This window comes from Frigoribacterium sp. Leaf8 (assembly GCF_001421165.1).
Taxonomy (GTDB): domain Bacteria; phylum Actinomycetota; class Actinomycetes; order Actinomycetales; family Microbacteriaceae; genus Frigoribacterium.
Genome location: NZ_LMKB01000006.1, coordinates 233,936 through 252,058, shown reverse-complemented (window position 1 = coordinate 252,058; position 18,123 = coordinate 233,936). Strand labels below are relative to the sequence as shown.

Here is an 18,123-nt window from a genome sequence, read left to right as displayed (position 1 = left end):
ACCGGTGTCATGCCCGAACCAGAGTCCCCCGTCCAGGGGGCACGTCCCGACCGTGCCGCCACGACGAACCCGACGCCACCCCTGCGCCTCGTCGCACGGGTGAAGGAGCTCGCGACGTTCGGCGCCGTGGGCGGGATCGCCTTCGTCGTCGACGTCGGCGTGTACAACCTGCTGCGCGCCACCCTGCTCGACGACAAGCCCATCGGGGCCAAGGTCGTCTCGGTGATCGTCGCGACGGCCGTCGCCTGGCTCGGCAACCGGTACCTGACCTTCCGGGAAGGACGCAACCAGGCCGTCGTCCGTGAGGCCGTCACCTTCGGCCTCGTCAACGTGGGCGGCCTGTTGATCGCCTCGGCCTGCCTCTTCGTCTCGCACTACCTGCTGGGCTTCACGAGCCAGCTCGCCGACAACGTCGCGGCCAACGGGATCGGTCTCGTCCTCGGGACCGCATTCCGCTACCTGGCCTACCGCCACCTCGTCTTCCGCGGCTCGCCCGCGGTCACCACCACGGCCGACACCCCCGACCCGTCGGCCGCGCTCGCCACCGTCATCGACCCCCGGTCGACCGACGACCCCATCCCGCAGACCACCTCGCAGGCCCACCTGCACCCGACCCCCTGACTGGAGAGTGATCCTGTGTCGACTGACCCGACCCAGATCCCGACATCACATCTCGCAGCGGGCGAACCCGCCCCGTTGCTCACCCCGCAAGCCCCCGCCGACCCGTCGCAGTTCGTCCCGAACCGTGGCTCGACCGGTGCCGCCGACTCGATGATCGGCTTCCAGCTACCCGACTGGTCGCCCCTCGAGTGGATCGGCTACTCGTCGCTGATCGTCGTGACGATCCTGCTGACCGCGGTCGCCGTGTCGACCCTCTGGTGGATGCTGCACGCCTGGCGGTCGAAGGACAACCTCGACGACAGCCAGTTCAGCGAGAACCCCCTCGACGCCGCCCACTCGTTCACCCTGCTCGTGCCCGGCCGGCACGAGGAGGAGGTCATGGGCCAGACCCTCGACCGCCTCGCCCAGCAGGACCACCCCGACTTCGAGATCATCGCGATCGTCGGCCACGACGACCCCGGCACCGAGCGGGTCGCCCGTGAGGCGGCCGCCCGTCACCCCGAGCTGATCCGCGTGGTGGTCGACTCGAGCGTGCCGAAGAACAAGCCCAAGGCGCTGAACCTGGCCCTCCAGTCGTCGCGCGGCGAGATCGTCGGCGTGTTCGACGCCGAGGACGAGGTGCACCCCCGCCTCCTGACGCTCGTCGACTCCCGGTTCACCGAGACCGATGCCGACGTGGTGCAGGGCGGCGTCCAGCTGATGAACTTCCAGAGCAGCTGGTGGAGCCTGCGGAACGTGCTCGAGTACTACTTCTGGTTCCGGTCGCGCCTGCACTTCCACGCCAAGGAGAAGTTCATCCCGCTCGGCGGCAACACCGTCTTCGTGCGCAAGGACTGGCTCGACTGGTCCGAGGGCTGGGACGCCGAGTGCCTCGCCGAGGACTGCGAGCTCGGCGTCCGCCTCTCGAGCGCCGGGGCCAAGGTCGTCGTGGCCTACAGCCCCGAGGTCGTCACCCGCGAGGAGACCCCCGGCACCTTCGTCTCGCTGCTCAAGCAGCGCACCCGCTGGAACCAGGGCTTCATGCAGGTCTACGGCAAGGGCGAGTGGAAGAAGCTGCCCCGCCTGCGCCAGCGCCTCATGGCCCGCTACCTGTTGACCATGCCGTTCATCCAGGCCGCCACCGGTCTGCTCATCCCCGTCTCGATCGTCCTGATCCTGACCACGAAGGTGCCGACCGCCATCGCACTCGTGTCGTTCGTGCCCCTGGCGCCGACGCTCGTGCTGTTGGCCGTCGAGTTCACCGGCCTGCGCGAGTTCGGGCGGGTCTACGGCCAGAAGGTCCGGGCCCGGGACTACTTCCGCCTCGTCTGGGGACTGCTGCCGTACCAGATCTTCCTCGCGCTCGCCGCGGTCCGGGCGGTCTTCCGCCAGCTGCGCGGCCTCAACGCCTGGGAGAAGACCGAGCACACCGGCGCGCACCGCGACGAGGTCGCGACCGAACCGCAGGAGGCGCCCCGCGCCTCCTCGACGGAGCCCGCCCTGGCCATGACCGGAGGTGACCGATGACCAGCACGCTGAACCGCCCCCGCGCGGCCGGCACCACGGTGTCGAACGGACCGGGAACCCCCGTGGTCCCCACGAAGGACCCGAGGGGCGCCCGGCCCGCGTCGTGGTTGCGTCGACACGGCGCGAGCCTCGCCTGGCTGCTGCCCGTCCTCGCCATCGCCGCGGTCGTCATGGCCTTCAACATGGACGGCTCGCCGCAACGCATCGACGACGAGGGCACCTACGCCGCCCAGGCCTGGGCCATCCAGAACCTAGGCGAGATCACCCACTACACCTACTGGTACGACCACCCGCCGGTCGGTTGGCTGCAGATCTCGGCCTACACGGCCCTGACCGGCGCCTTCTCGCGGTACGACGTCGCCGTGCTCGCCGCTCGCGAGGCGATGCTGTTCTTCACGGTCGTCTCGGTGGCCCTCGTCTGGCTGCTCGGCCGCAAGCTCGGCCTCAGCCGTCCCGCGGCCGCCGTGGCCGGTCTCGTGTTCGCCGTGTCGCCGCTGGCCCTGCAGTTCCACCGCACGGTCTACCTCGACAACGTCGCCACCCCGTGGCTGCTGGCCGCGTTCGTCTTCGCCCTGAGCAAGCGCTACCAGCTCGCCGGCTTCGCGGCGGCGTCCCTCTCGTTCGGCATCGCGGTGCTCTCGAAGGAGACGTACCTGCTGGCGCTGCCCTTCCTGGCCTGGATCATGTGGCGCGGGGCCGACAAGTCGACCCGTCGGTACACGTTGTCGATCGCGGGCAGCCTGCTCGTGCTCGTCGGCCTCGGCTACGTCGCGCTCGCCGCGGTGAAGGGCGAGCTGCTGCCCGGTGCCGGCAGGGTGAGCCTGCTCGAGGGCATCCAGTTCCAGCTCGCGACCCGTGAGGCGAGCGGCTCGGTGTTCGACACCGGCAGCCTCTTCTTCGCGACCGTGTCGCAGTGGTGGCAGCTCGACCAGGTGCTCATCGTGCTCGGCACGCTGGCCTCGGTCGTCGCGGTCTTCGTCAAGAGGCTGCGCCCGCTCGGCGTGATGATGGTGTTCCTGATCGCCTTCATGTTCCGTCCCGGCGGCTACCTGCCGGTGCCCTACGTGATCATGCTGCTGCCGTTCGCGGCGCTGCTCGTCGCGGCCGTCACCGACCACGCGGTCCGGGCTTTCCGTGCCCGTCGGGCCGGCGCGCTCTCGACCGCGGCGTCCCGCACCGGTTCGGTGGCCTGGCTCGCCCTGACCCTCGCGGCCGTCGTGGCGATCGTCCCGCTCTGGGCCGTGCAGTTGCGCGGCTTCCTGGACAGCGACCTCGACGCGCCCATGCGCAACGCCGAGAGCTGGGTCGAGACGAACGTGCCGAAGGACAGCCGCCTGCTGGTCGACGACGCGGTCTGGGTCGACCTCGTCAAGGCCGGCTTCGCCCGCGACAACGTGATCTGGTTCTACAAGATCGACACCGACGGTGCCGTCCAGGCGCAGTCGCCGAACGGCTGGCGCGACTCGGACTACCTCTTCGAGACCGAGTCGGTCCGCACCTCGGGGCCGACCTCGCCCGAGATCCGCGAGGCCCTCGCGAACTCGACCGTGATCGCCTCGTTCGGCGACGGCGACCAGCAGGTCAACGTCCGGCAGATCGACAGCCAGGGGGCCGCGCAGGCGCAGACCGAGGCGGACGACGCCGCGTCGGCCCGTTCGCAGGCCGGTGCCGAACTCGCCCAGAACCCGAACCTGCAGATCTCGTCGACCCTGTCGACGGCGCTCTCGGACGGCCGCCTCGACCCGCGCGCGATCATCGTGCTCGGTCAGCTCGCCGCCCTCGGGCCGATCTCGGTCGCCGACCCCGCGGCCCTGCCGGGCGAACAGGACGCCCTGTTCCGGCAGTTCGACGTCACCCCGCAGGGTGGTCAGTCGGTCGACGAGGTGCGGACCACGCTCGAGGGCCTGGGCAGCGTCTACGTCCCCGAGTCGGTCGTCCCCTCGGGCGACGGACTGCGCGTCACCTTCTCGGCCGTCGCACCGACGGGCGTCCTCGCGAACTGATCGCCACGCCGGCGTCCGTCCTCCCGCGGGCGCCGGCACCTCCTCACCGCGTCCCACCCGTCCCGGGTGGGACACCCGACCGGAAAGGACCAGCCATCGTGGCTTCCCTCTCACGCACCACCACCGCACCCGCCGCCGTCACCGGCGTCCCGTCCCGACGCCGCCGTCTCGCGACGGTGCTCGCCCTCACCGCCGCCACCGGGGTCGCCCTCGCCGGCGCCCTCGTGGGCACGTCGCCCGCGCACGCCGCCGACGGGGACGGCTGGGTCCGCGTCGGCCACCTCTCGCCCGACACGAAGGCCGTCGACGTCACGCTGACCTCGCTCAAGGGCGGGCAGGTCGTCATGGACCTCGACGACGTCACCTACGGCCAGGTCAGCCCCTACCAGGCGCTGGCCGCGGGCACCTACGTGGTCTCGATGACGGCCGCGGACGCACCCACCAGTGCCAAGCCGGTCATCACGTCGAACATCACGGTCGACAGCGGCCAGCCGATCACCGCCGTCGCCTACGGCCCGAACGACGACCTGAAGACCCAGGTCTTCACGGACGACCTGACGGCCCCGGCCGACGGCCAGGCCAAGGTCCGCCTCGTGCAGGCCGCGAACGTCAGCAAGACCGTGACGGTCGCGACGAGCACGGGCACCACCATCGCCGAGGACGCGCCCTTCGGCAGCGCCAGCGGCTACGCGCAGGTCGCGGCCGGCCCCTGGACCCTCGACCTGACCGGCAAGAAGGTGACCGGCACGAGCGACGTCGACCTCGCGGCGGGCAGCATCAACACGCTGTTCGTGCTCGACAACTCGACCGGCGGTCTGACCGTCGTCCCGGTCGTCGACAGCGCGGCCACGGCGCAGGCGCCCGTCGGTGGCGTCCAGACCGGTGGCGGCTACCTCGCCGAGCACCCGCAGAAGAGCGAGACCAAGGGCCTCTGGGCCACCGTGCTCGGCTGGTTCGGGGCCTGACGCCCGGCACCACCCGACAGGACGAGGAGGCGCGGTGAGCGACCCGTCGCACCGCGCCTCCCCGGCACCGATCGCGTCCAGAGCGTCGACCGGGTCGACCGACCGCAGCACCGAGCAGGAGAAGAGAACGACATGACGAAGAAGACGAAGGCGCTGCTCGCAGCGGCCGTCGTGGTGGCCCTCGCCATCACCGCCGGCATCGCCTCCCTCGTCGTCGGAGGGGCTGGCGGCCCGTCGACGGACCAGGCAGGCGCGGACGCGACCGGCACCCCCGGGACGGGTACGGCCACTCCTCAGCCACGGACGGCCGCCGAGATCGGCAAGGACTTCCTCGACGGGTACGTCGACGACGACGGCCGCGTCGTGCGTCGCGACCAGGGCGACGACACCGTCAGCGAAGGGCAGGCCTACGGGATGCTCGTCGCCGTCGGAGTGGGCGACGAGGACCGTTTCGATGCGATCTGGGACTGGACGAAGAGCAACCTGGTGCGCCCGGACGGCCTGCTGGCCTGGCAGTGGAAGGACGGCGAGGTCGTCGACGACATGCCGGCCAGCGACGCCGACGTCGACGCGGCGCGGGCCCTCGTGCTCGCCGGCTCGACCTTCGACCGCTCCGACCTCACGACCGAGGGCGTCGACCTCGGCACCGACGTGCTCGACAAGATGACGGTCTCGACCGACGTCGGCCGCATCCTGCTGCCCGGACCGTGGGCGATGGGCTCCGGCCCGTGGTCGTACAACCCCTCGTACGCGTCGCCCGCGACCTTCGCGCAGCTCGGCGAGGCCAGCGGCGACCCTCGATGGGCCGAGCTCGAGACCGGCTCGCGAGCCGTGACCACGAACATCCTCGCCTCGACGGCCCTCCCGAGCGACTGGGCCCAGGTGCAGCAGGACGGCACGACGGTCCCGCTGCCGAGCGCCGACGGGTCGTCGGGCACCGTGCAGTACAGCTACGACGCCGGTCGGCTCGCCCTGCGCTACGCCGAGTCGTGCCAGCCCGAGGACGTGGCGCTCTCGGCGTCGATGGCCTCCGTGCTGCAGCGCTACGACGAGCTGCCCATGCAGCTCGACCTCGGCGGGCAGTCGGTCGGTTCGGACCAGAGCCCCCTCGCCTACGCCGCCCGTGCCGCCGCCGAGGCCAGCGACGGCCAGCACGACCGGGCGACGGCCGACCTGCGGACCGCCGACTCCCTGTCACAGTCGACGCCGACCTACTACGGCAGCGCCTGGGCGGCGCTCGCCGCCCTGCAACTCGAGGGTTCGAGCCTCGGCGCCTGCACCCCCCTGGTGGTGAACGGATGAGCCTCTCGACGTTCGTCGCCGGTCACCGCGCGGCGGTCCTCGCCGCGGTCGCCGCCGTCGTCCTCGTGGCCGGTGGCGTGACGGTGGCCGCCGTCGCCGCCCGGCCCGACGCGGACGCACCCGGCTCCGTCGCCACGGCCCCCGCCACCACAAATGCGACGCCGGATGCGGCGAGCGGAGCGGCCGGTGCCTTCCAGGACCCGGCGGCCCCGTCGTACACCTCGCCCCCGGCCGACGCGACGCCGGTCCGCCTGCAGATCCCCTCGATCGGGGTCGACTCCGGCCTCGAAGACCTCGGCCTCGGCGCCCAGGGCGAGCTCGACCCGCCGAAGGAGTGGCTGTCGGCCGGGTGGTACCAGGACGGCGTCGTGCCCGGCGCGGTCGGACCGGCCGTGATCGCCGGACACGTCGACTCGGGTGACGCCCCCGCGGTGTTCGTCGACCTCGCGAAGCTCGTGCCCGGCGACGAGGTGCAGGTGACGCTGTCGACCGGCTCGGTCGAGACCTTCCGCGTCACGGGCAGCGAGCGCACCCCGAAGGCGACGTTCCCGACGAGCGACGTCTACGGGGCCAGTCCGACCCCCGGCCTCCGGCTGATCACCTGCGACGGCACCTTCGACCGGTCGACCGGGCACTACGTCGACAACCTCATCGTGTTCGCCGACCTCGTGGCCTGACGCCCGACCGACGCCTCCGACACCCGACACCCGACACCCGACACCCGACACCTCCGACTCCCACCCGACGGGAAAGGACCCCACCATGAACGACGCCCTCGTCATCATCCCGACCTTCAACGAGCGCGAGAACCTCGACTGGATCGTGGGGCGCACCCTCGCCTCCGGTGCCGCGGTCGACGTGCTCGTCGTCGACGACGGCTCGCCCGACGGCACCGGAGAGCTGGCCGACGCCTACGCCGACCGCGATCCCCGCGTGCACGTGATGCACCGCACCGAGAAGGCCGGCCTCGGCGCCGCCTACCTCGCCGGCTTCGCCTGGGGGCTGGAGCGAGGCTACGACGCCCTCGTCGAGATGGACGCCGACGGCTCGCACCACCCCGAGTACCTGCCCGGCATGCTCGAGCTGCTCCGCGAGAACGACCTCGTGCTCGGCTCGCGGTGGGTGCCCGGCGGCGCCGTCGAGAACTGGCCCCTCCGCCGGGAGCTGCTCAGCCGTGGCGGCAGCTGGTACACGCGGGGAGCCCTGGGCATCCGCGTGGCCGACACGACCGGTGGGTTCCGGGTGTTCCGCTCGTCCGCGCTGCGCCGGATCGACCTCGACCGGGTCGAGTCGCGGGGGTACTGCTTCCAGGTCGACCTGCTCTGGCGCGCGCTGCAGGCGGGCCTGCGGGTCGTCGAGACTCCGATCACGTTCACCGAGCGCATCCACGGCGCCTCGAAGATGAGCGGCTCGATCGTCCGGGAGTCGCTGACCAAGGTGACCTTGTGGGGTCTGCGTCGACGGTCCCGCGCCGTCGTCGAGTTGGTCGTGCGACACCGTCGCCTGCCGAGCGTCCGCGCGACCTCGCACCGGGTCGGGCCCGTGCGCGGCGGCGTGTCGACGCGCTAGCAGGGAGGCGGCACGCGCGCGCCCGGGGTGGTCAGCCCCGGGCGCGCGTCATCTGTCCTGGCCCCGGTCGGGCCCGCGTCGGCCGTGCCCGCGTCAGCGGACGATCGCGACCGAGTGCGCCGGGAGCAGCAGGCTCGACCCCGCGGCGATCGAGGCGTCGCTGGCGAACAGGACGGTCTCGGCGCTCACCGCGACCCGCGCCTCCTGGTCGGCGAGGTTGATCGCGATCTTCAGGTCACCGCGCGTCAGCACGAGCCAGCGGGCGTCGCCGTCGTACTCGACGCCCGTCTCGCCGAAGCGGGGGTCGGTCAGGGCGGGCTCGCTGCGGCGCAGCGCCCCCAGACGGCGGTACGCGTCGAGCAGCACCGCGTGGCGGCCGGTCTCGAGCTCGGACCAGTCGAGCTTGCTGTCCTCGAACGTCGAGGGCTCCTGCGGGTCGGGCACGGACGACTCGTCCCAGCCCATCTTCGCGAACTCCTCGATGCGGCCCTTCGCCGTCGCCTCGCCGAGGTCGTGCTCGGGGTGCGAGGTGAAGAACTGCCACGGGGTCGAGGCGCCCCACTCCTCGCCCATGAAAAGCATCGGCGTGTACGGACCGGCCAGGGTCAGCGCCGCGGCGATGATCAGCTGCCCGTCGTCGAGCGTCGCGGCCAGGCGGTCGCCGATCGCCCGGTTGCCGATCTGGTCGTGGTTCTGGTTGGCCACGACCAGGCGCCAGGTCGGCATGTGCTCGGTGTCGACCGGGTACCCGTGCGTCGCCTCGCGGAACGACGACCAGGTGCCGTCGTGGAAGAAGCCCTTGGTCAGCACCTTGGCCAGGGCGCCGAGCGGCTCGAAGTCGGCGTAGTAGCCGGTCGTCTCGCCGGTGAGCGCGACGTGCACGGCGTGGTGGAAGTCGTCGCTCCACTGCGCGTCGAGGCCGTAGCCCTGGCGGTGGTCGGGGCCGAAGCCGCCGCCGTCGCGCGGCGTGACGAGGCGCGGGTCGTTCAGGTCGCTCTCGGCGATCAGCGAGAGCGGCCGGCGCAGGTGGCTGCTGAGCGCGGCGGTCCGCTCGGCGAGCTCCTGCAGCAGGTGGACCTCGCTGTCGTCCTTGAGGGCGTGCACGGCGTCGAGGCGCAGGCCGTCGACGTGGTAGTCGTCGAGCCACATCGCCGTGTTGTCGAGGATGAACTCGCGCACCTCGTGGGCGCCGGCGTCGTCGAGGTTGACGTTGTCGCCCCAGGTGTTCGCGTGCTTGCTCGACAGGTACGGCCCGAACAGCGGCAGGTAGTTGCCCGACGGGCCGAGGTGGTTGTACACGACGTCCTGCACGACGCCGAGACCCGCCGCGTGCGCGGCGTCCACGAAGCGCTGGTACGCCTCGGGACCGCCGTAGTTGTCGGTCACCGTGAACCAGTCCACGCCGTCGTAGCCCCAGTTCCAGCGGCCGTTGACGCCGTTCACCGGCAGCAGTTCGACCAGGTCGACGCCGAGGTCGACCAGGTGGGGCAGCTTCTCGATCGCCGAGTCGAGCGTGCCCCCGGGCGTGAAGGTGCCGACGTGCAGCTCGTAGACGACCGAACCCGCCAGCTGGCGGCCGGTCCACGCGTCGTCGGTCCACGCGAAGGCGCCCGGGTCGTAGGTCTCGCTCAGGCCGTGCACGCCGTCGGGCTGGCGACGCGAGCGGGGGTCGGGCAGCGGCGTCTCGCCCTCGGGGGAGTCGCCGCCGTCGAGCACGAAGCCGTAGCGGTGACCCGGGCCCCGGTCGAGGTCGGCGGGGGTGCGCCACCAGCCGGTGTCGGGCTCGGCGGACAGCGGCAGCAGCTCGCCGTCGAGGTGCAGGTGGACGGTGGTCGCTTTCGGGGCCCAGACGTCGTAGACGCTCATCGGTCTCCTCGGGTTCGGAAGGGGCGGGGGAGGGGGTCGAGAAGGCACGACATGCCGCTCACGTCGAGAGGTGAGCGGCATGTCGTGACGTCTCGCCCGGGGGCGACGGTAGTCGGGCGCGACGGGGCGCGACCCGACGGGGTCAGTCCTCTGCGGGGATCAGCAGGGCGACGGGGTACGTGTCGAGCACGTCGGCCAGTCGGAGGCGACCGCCTTCGTGCCGGCGGCCGGTGAGCACGTCGCGGTACGCGCCTCCTGCGGTCAGGACCACGGTGTCGTCCCAGCCGCCGGCCTGCTCGAGGGCGACGGGCAGACGGGTCGCGATCGCGAGCGCCCCGCCGCGGTCCACGGCGACGGCCGACGCGGCCTGCTCGCCGAAGACCGGCAACGCGGCGTAGCGCGTGAACAGGTCGGGGCGGTCGCGGCGCAGCGTCAGGGCGTGGTGCGTCACCACGAGCTTGGCGGCACCGGTGTCGTCGATCGCCGGCGTCGCGCCGCCGCGGACCTCGTCCAGGAGGCGCCGGCGCAGGGCGAAGTCGACCTCGCGTCGGTTGTCGGGGTCGACGAGCGAGAAGTCCCACAGCTCGCCGCCCTGGTAGACGTCGGGGCTGCCGGGGCCGGTCAGCTGCATCAGCGCGACGCCGAGGGAGTTGCTGTAACCGGGTGCACGCAGCACGTCGACGATGCGCTCGACCTCGTGACGCACCTCGTCGTCGTCGAACGCGGAGTCGACGGCGGCGTGCATCCGCCCTTCGAAGGCCTCGGCCTCGGCGGTGCGGTCGGTCCACGTGGTCGACGTGCTCGCCTCGCGGGACGCCTTCTCGGCGTAGGCGTGCAGGCGCTCGCGCGACGCGGGCCACGAGCCGACGATCGTCTGCCAGAGGATGTTCTCGAACGGGCCGTCGCCGACCGGGGCCAGCTCGCGCAGGCGTTCGAGGGTCGCCGCCCACTCGGTGGCGACCTCGGCCAGCACCGAGACCCGGGCGCGGACGTCGGCGCTGCGCTTGGTGTCGTGCGTGGAGAGGGTCGTCATGCCGAAGGGACGCTCGGCGAGGCGGACCTGCTGACGCGCGTGGAACTCGTCAGGAGTGACGGAGAACTCGCTCGGATCGGCGCCCACCTCGGTCAGCGTCGCCAGGCGGCTGTAGCGGTAGAAGGCGGTGTCCTCCACGCCCTTGGCCATGACCATGCCGCTCGTCTGCTGGAAGCGCACGGAGGCGGGGTGCGACTCGTCGCGCAGCACGGCGACGACGCGTCCGACGGCGTCGGCCAGGTCGGGGCGGTGGGTCGTGGCGACCTCGGCGGCCTCGGTCAGCCACTCGGCACCCTGCGGCAGGTAGCTGCGGTACACCGGGAAGGCGGCGGCGAGCTCGGCCAGCGCGTCGACCACGGACGGGTCGACGGTGTCGCCCTCGGCGATCAGCCGGGCGAGACGGTTGATCTCGCTGCCGAGGATGCCGTCGGCGATGCCGCGCTTCGTGCCGAGGATCATCTCGTGCCAGTCGACGGGCTCGTCGCCGGTGGTCTCGTCCGCCCCGGCGGCGTGCTCGTCGGCGTCCACGCCGCGGGCCCGGCGCAGGCGCGCGTCGAGGGCGTCGAGGGCGGGTGCGCCGTTCGGGTCGACGAAGAGGCGGTCGAGGTCGGCGAGGGCGTCGTAGCCCGTCGTGCCGGCCGTCGCCCAGTCCTCGGGGAGGCGCTCGTCCCCCTCGAGGATCTTCTCGACGAGCACGTGGGCGTCACCCGTCAGGGCCGCGAGCAGGTCGAGGTAGCCCTTCGGGTCGGCCAGTCCGTCCGGGTGGTCGACGCGGAGGCCGTCGACCAGGCCCTCCGAGAACCAGCGGCCGATCTCGGCGTGGGACTCGGCGAAGACTCCCTCGTCCTCGACGCGGATGCCCGCGAGGGTGTTGACCGCGAAGAAGCGGCGGTAGTTCAGGTCGGTGTCGGCGCGCTTCCAGTGCACGAGCTCGTAGTGCTGCCGCGAGTGCACGGTGGCGGCGTCGTCGCCGGGCGAGCTCGTGCCCGGGGCGATCGGGTACACGTTGTCGTAGTACTGCAGCTCGTCGCCGTCGACCGTGAGGCCCTCGATCGAGCCGTCCGCCGCGGCGGGCTCGCCGAGCACCGGCAGCAGCACCTTGTCGCCCCCGGCGGCCCAGTCGACGTCGAACGCGTCGGCGTAGCGGGACCCGCGGCCGTGGGTCAGGAGGTCCCACCACCAGACGCTCGCCTTCGGGGTGGCGACGCCGACGTGGTTCGGCACGATGTCGACCAGGACGCCGAGTCCTGCGGCGTGGGCGCGGGTCGACAGCTCGTCGAGCCCCTCGGCGCCGCCCCGCTCGGGGTCGACCTGGCTGTGGTCGACGACGTCGTACCCGTGGTCGCTGCCCGGTTCGGCGGCGAGGATCGGGGACAGGTAGACCCAGTCGGCACCGAGGTCGCGCAGGTAGGGCACCAGCTCGGCTGCCGCGTCGAGATCGAAGGAGGCGCGCACCTGCAGGCGGTACGTCGAGCGCGGGTGCATGGTCGGTTCGTGTCGGGTCACAGTTCTTCCTCGGCCGTGGCACGCAGGACGACGAGCGAGCGACCCGCCACGGGGAGTCGATCGCCGGCCCGCAGGGCCGCGGGGGCCTGCGGGGTCGAGGGCGGTTGGGTGGTGGTGGCGGCGCGGGTGGCCGTCGGGGTGCGGGGCGCGGCGCTGGCGGGCGGCGGAGGCGCCGTCACGGTGCTGTCGACGACGACCTCCCAGCCCTGGGCGTACTCGTCGGGCGGGAGGACGAAGGTGACCGTCTCGGCGCTGGCGTTGAAGTACAGGACGAAGTTGACGTCGGTGATGCGACCGCCTCGGGCGTCACGGCCACGGATGCCGTTGCCGTTGAGGAACATGCCGATCGCCTTGGCGTAGGACTCGTTCCACTCGCCCTCTTGCATGGCGTCGCCCTCGGTCGTCAACCAGACGATGTCGGGCAGGGGCTCGCCCTCGCCACGGGTGACGGGACGGCCGTTGAAGTACCGCTGGCGGCGGAAGGTCGGGTGGTCGTGGCGCAGCTTGATGACCTCGGCGACGAACTCGATCAGCTCGCGGTCGGCGTTCGGCCAGTCGATCCAGCTGATCTGGTTGTCCTGTGCGTACGTGTTGTTGTTGCCGCCCTGCGTGCGACCGAGCTCGTCGCCGTGCAGCAGCATCGGCACGCCCTGGCTGAGCAGCAAGGTGGCGAGGAAGCTGCGCTGGCGCTGCTCGCGCAGGGCGCGGATCTCTCCGTCGTCGGTCTCGCCCTCGACCCCGGAGTTCCACGAACGGTTGTGGCTCTCGCCGTCGTTGCCGTTCTCGCCGTTGGCGTCGTTGCGCTTGTCGTTGTAGCTGACGAGGTCGCGCATCGTGAAGCCGTCGTGAGCGGTGACGAAGTTGATGCTCGCGACCGGGCGTCGCCCGTCGCGTTCGTACAGGTCGGCGGAGCCGGTGATCCGGCTGGCGAACTCGCCGAGCGTCGAGGGCTCGCCGCGCCAGAAGTCGCGGACGGTGTCGCGGTACTTGCCGTTCCACTCGGTCCACTGGGGCGGGAAGTTGCCGACCTGGTAACCACCGGGGCCGACGTCCCAGGGCTCGGCGATCAGCTTGACCTGCGAGACGATCGGGTCCTGCTGCACGAGCTCGAAGAAGGTCGAGAGACGGTCGACCTCGTAGAACTCGCGGGCGAGCGACGCGGCGAGGTCGAAGCGGAAGCCGTCGACGTGCATCTCGGTGACCCAGTAGCGCAGGCTGTCCATGATGAGCTGCAGCGAGTGCGGGTGACGGACGTTCAGGCTGTTGCCGGTGCCCGTGTAGTCCATGTAGTGCTGCTGGTCGCCGTCCATCAGCCGGTAGTAGGCGGCGTTGTCGATGCCCTTGAACGAGAGGGTCGGACCCAGGTGGTTGCCCTCGGCCGTGTGGTTGTAGACGACGTCGATGATGACCTCGATGCCGGCGTCGTGCAGCACCCGCACCATCGTCTTGAACTCCTGCACCTGCTGGCCGATGTCGCCGGTGGCCGAGTAGGCGGCGTGCGGGGCGAAGAACCCGATGGTGTTGTAGCCCCAGTAGTTGCTGAGGCCCTTCTCGAGCAGGGTGTTGTCCTGCACGAACTGGTGCACGGGCATCAGCTCGAGGGTCGTGATGCCGAGCTTCTTCAGGTGGTCGATGATCGCCGGGTTCGCGACGCCGGCGTACGTGCCGCGTTCTTCTTCGGGGATGTCGGGGTGCGTCTCGGTGAGGCCCTTGACGTGCGCCTCGTAGATGACGGTCTCGTCGTAGCTGTACTTGGGGGCGCGGTCGCCCTGCCAGTCGAAGAACGGGTTGATGACGACGCCCAGCATCATGTGCGGGCCGCTGTCCTTGTCGTTGCGCGAGTCGGGGTCGCCGAACGTGTAGGCGAACAGCGCCTCGTCCCAGTCGATCTCGCCGCAGGTGGCCTTGGCGTAGGGGTCGAGGAGGAGCTTGTTCGGGTTGGCACGCGAGCCGTTCGCGGGGTCGTACTCGCCGTGCACGCGGTAGCCGTAGCGCTGACCGGGTTGCACGGTGGGCAGGTAGGCGTGCCAGACGTAGGCGTCGACCTCGGTGAACTCGACCCTCGTCTCGGTGCCGTCGTCGTCGAACAGGCACAACTCGACCTTGCTGGCGGCTTCGCTGAAGATCGCGAAGTTGGTGCCGCTGCCGTCGTAGGTCGCGCCGAGGGGGTAGGGGTTGCCGGGCCAGGTGTGCATCGAACCTCCGATTGGGACTCGCTCAGCCTAGGGGCGAACGGGCGCCCCGTCCGCGCGAGGACGGGGCGCCCGCCGGGCCGCACGGGCCGGGCGGGCGCCCCGTCGGGGCGGTGCTCGCTCTGTGGTGCTCCTCCTGCTGGGTCGGCTACTTCGTCACGGCGGCGAGGGCGTCGACGATCCCCTCACCGAACCAGCCGTTGTCGGCCGGCGTGCCGGTGCAGGTGGTCGTGCCGGTCGGGCACGGGGTGTCGGTCGCCTGTCGCTCGAGCAACCCGACGAGGGCCGTGCCGCCGAGACGCGGGTGGGTCGACTTCAGCAGGGCCAGCACGCCGGCGACGTGCGGCGAGGCCATCGAGGTGCCCGACTTGGTCCCGTAGCCCCCGCCGGTCACGGTCGAGAGGATGGCCGAACCGGGGGCCGCGACGTCGACGACGCCCTCGCCGTAGTTCGAGAAGCCCGACTTCGCCCCGGCCGAGGTGGTCGACGACACGGTGACCACGCCGTCGAGCTCGGTCGGGATGTCGAGGCAGCGTGAGTCGATCGGGCGGATCGTCGGCGTGGTGTCGTTCGGGCTGTCCGTGTCGACCGTCTTGTTCGCGAGGTCGATCGACGAGTTGCCGGCCGCCGCGACGTTGACGATGCCCTTCTTCTGGGTGAACTGCACGGCGCGGTCGACGGCGGTCAGCACGGCCGCCTGGTCGACGTCCGAGCCGCACCAGAACTGCCACGGGTCGACGTAGTAGCTGTTGTTCGTGATGTCGGCACCGGTCGCAGCGGCCTGCATGAAGCCGCAGATCGCGGCCTCGGGGTAGATGAAGCCGTCGTCGCTGACGACCTTGACGGCCGACATCGTCACGCCCGGGGCGACGCCCACGATGCCGACGCCGTTGCGGGCCGCGGCGATCGTGCCGGCCACGTGGGTGCCGTGGTCGCTCGTCGTGGGCTGCCAGGCGGCGTAGCTCGAGTCGGGCGTCCCGGTCAGGCAGCTCGCCGAGGCGGCCACGTCGATGTTCGGCTGCAGGTCGGGGTGGTCGCCCTCGATGCCCGAGTCGAGTACGGCCACGAGCACGTCGCGGCTGCCGTCGGTGACCTGGTGCGCCTGGTCGGCCCCGATGGCCGTGAGGTCCCACTGCTGGGCCTCGAGGGGGTCGGCGACGACGGTCGTGGTCTCTTCGAGCCGCTGCTCGGGCGAGGTCGCGGCCTTCGGCTTGCCGGGGTGTCCGGGACCACCGGGCTTGCCTGGACCGCCCGGGTGGCCGGGCCTGACGGGCTTGCCCGGGCCCGGGGCGGTCGTGCCGACGCCGTAGGTCGGGTCGGTCTCGGCGACCGCGGCGGTGCGGGTGGCACCGGCCGACGAGACGGCCTTGTCGCTCCGCACCGAGGGGGCGAAGTTCGCGTTGCTCGACTGCGCCACGACCACGCCGAGCTCCGTGTACGCGGCGATGACGCTGCCGCCCGCAGCGGCGACCGCCCGCTCGACCTGCTTGGTCGCGCCGGGGTTGGCCTTGCCCGCGTTGACGACGTAGTTCATCACCGGCCCCTCGACGACCGGCAGCGTCGGGGCGGGGCCCGGCTTGCCGGGTGCGGCGGGTGCACCGGGCGCGGACGCGGGAGGCGCGGCGACGGCGGCGCCGGAGCCCACGGCGACGAGTCCCAGGGTCAGGGACGCCGCGAGACAGACGGTCGTGACGCGGCGGCGGGTGCCGCGGGCGCGGGGGTCGGTGAAGGTCATGGTTCTCCTCGTCGGGTCGCGCGTGCCGGATGGGACGCGCGGAGCGGATGGCTCGTCGCGGGCCGTGCCCGATGATCCGACGAGCCGCCGTGCTCCTCAGAGGAAGTCTGAAGAATCCGGGGCCACGGCGCAGTGGGCACTTGAGGGGACGCCGCGTGACCCCCATGCGGGGTACACCGCTGTCGGGGGCGCCGGGTAGCGTCGAGCCATGTCCTCCGATGCCGTGTGCAGAGCTGCCACCCTTCGTCCCCGCCGTCCGTTCCCGGCCCTCTCGATCGTGTCGGGGGTCGCGTCGTGAAGATCGTCGTCATCGGGTCCACCGGCCACGTGGGCGGATTCCTCGTCCCGCGACTCGTCGAGGCCGGCCACGAGGTGGTCGCCGTCAGCCGGGGGGAGTCCGAGCCCTACCGGTCGCACGCGGCGTGGTCACGCGTGACGCGCCTCCTGCTCGACCGCGAGGCGGGCGACGCCGACGGCACGTTCGCGGGCGAGATCGCCGGGCTCGGGGCCGACGTCGTGATCGACATGATCTGCTTCACGGTCGCGTCGGCGCGGCAGATGGTCGACGCCTTGCAGGGCACGGGCACCGTGCTGGTGCACTGCGGCACGGTCTGGGTGCACGGTCCGTCGCGTGAGGTGCCGATCACCGAAGAGGACGAGCGCACCCCGTTCGGCGAGTACGGCACGCAGAAGGCCGCCATCGAAGAGTTGCTGCTCCGCGAGTCACGGCGCCCGGGCGGAGTGCAGAGCATCGTGCTGCACCCCGGGCACATCACCGGCCCGGGGTGGCCGATGATCAACGCGGTCGGCAACCTCGACCTCTCCGTCTGGGAGGCCCTCGCCGCCGGGCGCGAGATCGCGATGCCGGGCCTCGGGCTCGAGACCGTCCACCACGTCCACGCCGACGACGTCGCGCAGGCGTTCCAGCTCGCGGCCGAGCGGCACTCGCAGGTGGTCGGTGAGGCCTTCCACGTCGTCAGCGAGCGGGCGATCACGCTGCGCGGTCTCGCCGAGGCGATCGCTCGGCACCACGGTCAGGAGGCGCGGCTGCGGTTCGTCTCGTGGGCCGAGTTCCGAGACCAGACGTCCGACGAGAACGCCGACGCGTCCTGGCAGCACGCGTCGCGCAGCCACTCGATGACCATCGCCAAGGCGCGCCGTCTGCTGGGCTACGCGCCGCGCTACACCTCGGTCCAGGCCGTCGTCGAGGGCCTCGAGTGGCTCGAGGCCGACGGGCAGCTGACGTTGGGCTGAACCGGGTGGTGATGGTCGGCCGCCGGGGCGGACGGGGCCGATCCGATCGCCAACACCCGGGTGATCCGCCGGGGCTGCCCGGGCGGAACATCACGACGGCCGTGGTCAGCCGCGGCGGAGCAGGTGGGCGGTGACCGCGGCCTGCCACGAGTGGCCGTAACGGGTGGTGCCGGCCGCGGTGCGGACGACGAACGCGCCGGCGCGGTAGGCCAGTCGCCCGTGGCTGACGAGCTGCTCGCCGAAGCGCTCGGCGATCGACCACGTGTCCGACGACTCGAAGCTGATCGCCACGGGGAACCGCGAGCGGGGCAGGTGCACCTCGACGGGCGCGGCGTGGGGATGCGTCGGGAGGTGCCCGAGGAGCATCGGGGGAGTCAGGGGGGAGGCGGTGGGGACCATGGGGCTCCGTTCGTCGGTCGGCCGCGTGGCCAGGGCAGAGGAAACCCCCTCGCGCAGGGGAGCGCGAGGGGGGCCACCGGGATGACCGGCCCTCGACGCAAGGTGAGGGCCGGTGCGTCGCCATGGAGACGACCCAGGGGCCTGCCGACCCGGAGGTCGGCAGGCGGGGTGT

At 71.9% G+C, this 18,123-nt stretch carries 13 protein-coding genes; 8 read left to right on the top strand and 5 right to left on the bottom strand.

Annotated features, from left to right (window positions below; genetic code table 11):
- Positions 1 to 9 precede the first annotated feature (9 nt).
- The 7 genes from ASL10_RS12720 (at position 10) to ASL10_RS12690 (ending at position 7,966) form a co-directional block, all read left to right on the top strand.
- Positions 10 to 621, top strand: a complete 612-nt coding sequence (locus tag ASL10_RS12720) for a GtrA family protein (RefSeq protein ID WP_082460563.1) — start codon at positions 10 to 12, stop codon at positions 619 to 621.
- Positions 622 to 636: 15 nt separating this feature from the next.
- Positions 637 to 2,127, top strand: coding sequence for a glycosyltransferase (locus ASL10_RS12715; RefSeq protein ID WP_233568480.1), 1,491 nt, complete (start codon positions 637 to 639; stop codon positions 2,125 to 2,127).
- Positions 2,124 to 4,130 carry a glycosyltransferase family 39 protein gene (locus ASL10_RS12710; protein ID WP_056048512.1) on the top strand — a complete coding sequence of 669 codons (2,007 nt, stop codon included), beginning with the start codon at positions 2,124 to 2,126 and terminating at the stop codon, positions 4,128 to 4,130. The genes ASL10_RS12715 and ASL10_RS12710 overlap by 4 nt, the downstream gene beginning before the upstream one ends.
- 98 nt (positions 4,131 to 4,228) lie before the next feature.
- Complete coding sequence (locus ASL10_RS12705; RefSeq protein WP_056048509.1) at positions 4,229 to 5,095, top strand: DUF4397 domain-containing protein; 867 nt, start codon at positions 4,229 to 4,231, stop codon at positions 5,093 to 5,095.
- Between the two features lie 132 nt (positions 5,096 to 5,227).
- Entirely contained in the window at positions 5,228 to 6,397 is a 1,170-nt protein-coding gene (locus ASL10_RS12700; RefSeq protein WP_056048505.1) for a glycosyl hydrolase family 8, read from the top strand.
- The gene (locus ASL10_RS12695; protein WP_082460562.1) at positions 6,394 to 7,074 is read left to right on the top strand and encodes a class F sortase; all 681 of its coding nucleotides are present in this window, start codon (positions 6,394 to 6,396) and stop codon (positions 7,072 to 7,074) included. The genes ASL10_RS12700 and ASL10_RS12695 overlap by 4 nt, the downstream gene beginning before the upstream one ends.
- An 85-nt stretch (positions 7,075 to 7,159) precedes the next feature.
- Positions 7,160 to 7,966: a polyprenol monophosphomannose synthase gene (locus tag ASL10_RS12690; RefSeq protein WP_056048503.1), complete on the top strand. Its 807-nt coding sequence runs from the start codon at positions 7,160 to 7,162 to the stop codon at positions 7,964 to 7,966.
- A gap of 93 nt (positions 7,967 to 8,059) precedes the next feature.
- Here the strand turns inward: ASL10_RS12690 and treZ are convergent, their stop codons facing one another.
- The 4 genes from treZ to ASL10_RS12670 all read right to left on the bottom strand — a co-directional run bounded on the left by treZ (position 8,060) and on the right by ASL10_RS12670 (position 16,298).
- Positions 8,060 to 9,832, bottom strand: coding sequence for a malto-oligosyltrehalose trehalohydrolase (gene treZ, locus ASL10_RS12685; protein ID WP_056048500.1), 1,773 nt, complete (start codon positions 9,830 to 9,832; stop codon positions 8,060 to 8,062).
- Between the two features lie 142 nt (positions 9,833 to 9,974).
- On the bottom strand, positions 9,975 to 12,350 hold the full coding sequence (gene treY, locus ASL10_RS12680) for a malto-oligosyltrehalose synthase (RefSeq protein ID WP_056049137.1): 2,376 nt from the start codon (positions 12,348 to 12,350) through the stop codon (positions 9,975 to 9,977).
- Between the two features lie 17 nt (positions 12,351 to 12,367).
- A complete protein-coding gene (glgX, locus tag ASL10_RS12675) occupies positions 12,368 to 14,566 on the bottom strand; it encodes a glycogen debranching protein GlgX (protein WP_082460561.1) in 2,199 nt (732 codons plus the stop codon).
- 145 nt (positions 14,567 to 14,711) lie between these two features.
- Positions 14,712 to 16,298: a S8 family serine peptidase gene (locus ASL10_RS12670; RefSeq protein WP_056048496.1), complete on the bottom strand. Its 1,587-nt coding sequence runs from the start codon at positions 16,296 to 16,298 to the stop codon at positions 14,712 to 14,714.
- A 294-nt stretch (positions 16,299 to 16,592) separates the two neighbouring features.
- Here ASL10_RS12670 and ASL10_RS12665 point away from each other — a divergent pair, with 294 nt between their 5' ends.
- Positions 16,593 to 17,552: an NAD(P)-dependent oxidoreductase gene (locus ASL10_RS12665; protein ID WP_056048493.1), complete on the top strand. Its 960-nt coding sequence runs from the start codon at positions 16,593 to 16,595 to the stop codon at positions 17,550 to 17,552.
- 105 nt (positions 17,553 to 17,657) lie between these two features.
- Here the strand turns inward: ASL10_RS12665 and ASL10_RS12660 are convergent, their stop codons facing one another.
- Entirely contained in the window at positions 17,658 to 17,951 is a 294-nt protein-coding gene (locus ASL10_RS12660) for a hypothetical protein (RefSeq protein WP_056048488.1), read from the bottom strand.
- Positions 17,952 to 18,123 lie beyond the last annotated feature (172 nt).